Below are 3,496 nucleotides of genomic sequence, written 5' to 3' on the forward strand. Positions count from 1 at the left end.
ATAAATCGAGGGTTGGGGTGTGCTCCCGGATCAGCGCACGTATTCCCCGGTAGCCCTCCGCGAGGGCCGGATCGGTGGGCCGGTCGCCGACGGCGCGGCGCAGCGGGTCGGTCTCGCCGTCGGTGGTGGCCGGGGTGCCGTAGGGCAGGCCGAGGTCGCGGTGGCGGAACCCCTCGACGGCCTCGACCCGGCTATCCCATCCGGTGGCGTCCAAGCCTGCGCTGGAACGGGCACCGAGGAATCCGGTGAGGTAGTCGGCGGGGTCGATACCGGCCCGGAACACGGCGTGCGCGATCTGCCGGTCGAGGGCTTCCTCGATCAGCCGGAGCCTGTCTTGGCGGCCGGTGCGTGCCTCGACGGTGCTTTCCCGGCTGCCTTCTCCGTGTGGCCTCGCCCGCGGGACGGTCGCGCCTTGAGCGTCGCGGAGGTGGCGGCGTTCGGCGGCGAGCTGGGCGGTGGGGTGACGGGCCAGGTGGTGGATCTCGCAGGTGTCGAGCAGGCCGACGAGCTCGTTCCACTCGTCGCGGGCCGGACGCGGCGGGGGGAGGAGATAGTCGGTGGGGTGGAGTCCCCGCTGCTGGCAGAGGTCGGTGACGCGGTGGTCGGGCACGGCAGCGCCGGTGCGGACGCTGCTCCGGTCCTCGCGGGTCAACGCGACGAGAAGATCAGCGGGCTGATGGCCGTTGTCGAGCAGGGCGTGCAGGCCGGCGATGGCACGGGCGCGGGGGATCTGTTCGGCGCGGCTGTGGAAGCGGGCGCGGGCCCGGCGGGGTAGAGCGTCGGCCCAGGTTCGAGCGAGGCGCGTGGCCTGATCATGGTGCAGCATCCACCGGGCCCGTAGGGTGCCGGCCGGTTCGCCGGATGAGGGTGGGGGTCCAGGGTCGTGAGGTGGGACGGCCGGCCGGTAGCGGGCGTGGTGGACGGCGAGGGCGCCGACGGCCCGGTCCCACAGAGCGCGGTCGGCGCCGGCGGCGGGTCGTGGCCCGATGCGAGCGACGAGATCGGCGGGCGGGTTGGCGACGGCGGCGGTGCGCAGGGCCGCTTCCGCGGCGAGTTCCGCGCGTCGCAGCACGGCGGGCGGCGCGGGCGGCGCGGGCGGCGCGGGCGGCGCGCCGGCCGCGCGGTGCGCGCCGCCGGATGGCGGGGGTGCGGGGAGTCGGGCGAGGCCGGCGAGGGTGTGGGTGCGCCGCAGCCGGTGGGCAGCGTGGGCGAGCGGGTCGTACTCGCTGGCGAGGCGTTCGGTGCGGGACTGGGCGAGGTGGTCGGCGAAGCGTTCGAGGGGTCCGGTCGGGTCACGCAGGACGGGCAGCCAGTCTTCTTCGTCAAGGTCGGCTTCGAGATCGGCCCGGCGGATGACGTAGGCCGCGAGATCGGTCCGGGCTCGGGAGAGCATGACGTAGAGGCCGGCGCGGCTGGTGTCGTCGGGGGCGACGGCTCGTGCGGTGGGCAGGGAGGAGCCTTCGGCTTTCGCCGCAGTGATCGCGTAGGCGTAGCCGAGACCGCCGGTGCGACCATCGGTGAACCGGTGGGTGAGGTACTCCCACGGCATCCGCACGCTGCCCTTCCTGGGAAAGCGGACGGTGAGGGCCTGCCGGTCAGGATGGTCGGGATCCAGGTGGACGGCGGTGACCCGGCCGAGGGTGCCAGTACGGTTGTAGGCCGAGGCGGGCTTACCGGCGGGGATCAGGGTGTGACCCGTCTGGGTCAGGGTGATGACCTCGTCGCCGGCCTGGAAGTCCCGGCCCGCCACGGTCAGGACCGGTCCGGTCAGGGTGCCGTCGGCGGCGAGACGGTCACGGGCGGCACGGGCGAGGATCTCCACGTCGCGGGTCCGCTCGGCCATCATGTGCAACGCTGCCGCGGGTCGGGGCCGGACCGTACCCCCTGACCGGCGCCGTCCCGGACCGGCGGCCGTCCACCCGTCGCCCTCCGTGCTGCCCGCGCCGTCCACGCTGCCCGGGTCGGTGGCGCCTCGAGGGTGCGGTGCGGTGCGTTCGGTGTACCAGTCGTTGACAACCTGGGCGAGCAGTGCTTCGCGGGAGTCGAACAGGCGGATCCGCCCGTCCGCGGCCAGCAGCTCGAGAGCCTTCCTCGCCGACGCGCCGGTGTCGGCGCGCAGCGCGCCGAGGGCGGCGCGGACCGGCGCAAGCGCCGCGCCGGTCTGCCGGTGCAGACTGCCCAACGCCGGCACGTCGGGGGTGGAGGCGACGAGATGGGCGTACCAGCCGCCGGCGCCGACCGCGCCGAGCTGCGCCGGGTCACCGAGCAGGATCAGCACGGTCCCGGTCCGAGACGCATACCGCGCCAGTCGGGCGGCGTCCCGGGTCGAGACCTGCGTGGCCTCATCCACGATGACCACGCTGCCCGCCGGCCACACCCGGCCCGGATCCTCAGTGTGATCGAGCAGGGTCAGCCAGCCGGACACCACCCGCCCGGCCACCCCGATCCGGCCGGTGAGTTCCTCGGTCTGCCGGCCCCCGTGCGCGGCGGCGAACACCTGCCCGCCGCCGGCGTGGACGATCCGGGTCAGCAGGCGCATCGCCTCGGTCTTCCCCGACCCCGCCGGCCCGACGACCGGCCGCACCAGATCCCCGGAGGTGAGCAGCCGGCGCACGAGGGTGATCTGCTCGGCCGACAGCGCCGGCCCCGACGGCCCACCGCTCCCCTGGCCGCCGCCGTCCTCGCCGCCGACGCCACCCGGGCCGTCCGATGACGGCCGCTGCTGCGCGGCGGCGAGATGGGCTTCGAGCGTGGCCGGGTCGACGAGGATCCGCGGCTGCGCGCCGGCCTCAACCCGGCCCTGCCGGCAGAGGGCCAGCAGGGTGTCCTCGACCTCGAGCAGTTCCTGCGTCGTGTACACCGGCTCGGGTTGCTGGCGGGCCCGGGCGGCGCTGTGGCCGAGCAGGACGATCCGCCGGTCGGCCAACACCTGGTCGGTGAGCCGGTCGACCTCGTCCGCGGGCAGCCGATCGGCGGCCCAGGCGGCCACCCGTCGTACCACGGCACGGCGGTCGAACGTCGAGTCGTGCTCGGTCAATCCGGCCGGGCCGGTCAGCAGGTCGCACAACCCGGCCAGGTCCTCACCGTCGACCGGGGCCCGGTTCCGGGAGGCGGGTGCGGCAAGGGCGCGGACCCGCTGCGGCGTCCATCCGGCGGCCGTCAGCCGTTCGTGTTGGATGCGGCGGACCTGCGCGTCAGCGAGGACCTTCTTCGCCGCCCGGGAACCGCGCTGCGCCGCCGCCTCGGTCACCCCACCCGGCGTCAACCCGTCGGCGACGAGCTGGGCGTACTCGGCCTGGACCTCCCCATGCCGGGTGGAGAACGCCGCCAGCAGCTGCGCGGGGAAGGCGGCGAGTTCAGCCACCCCGTTACGCACCGGCCCCCAGGCCAGTCCGCGCCGCCGGGACAGCTCATGGCGCAGCGCCGCCGCCCCCACATAGCCAGCGGTCTTCACGTGGGAGAGGAACACCTCCCCGTCCAACGCCCGCCAGTCCAC

The 3,496-nt window shown here is 75.0% G+C and carries 1 protein-coding gene; it reads right to left on the bottom strand.

All coding sequences use genetic code 11. From position 1 onward, the window contains the following. Positions 1-3,496: AAA family ATPase (locus tag AC08OX_RS16115; RefSeq protein WP_476608574.1), on the bottom strand; the 3,496-nt coding region annotated here is incomplete at both ends.

The sequence above is a fragment of the Frankia sp. CoBUL1 genome (assembly GCF_978021245.1).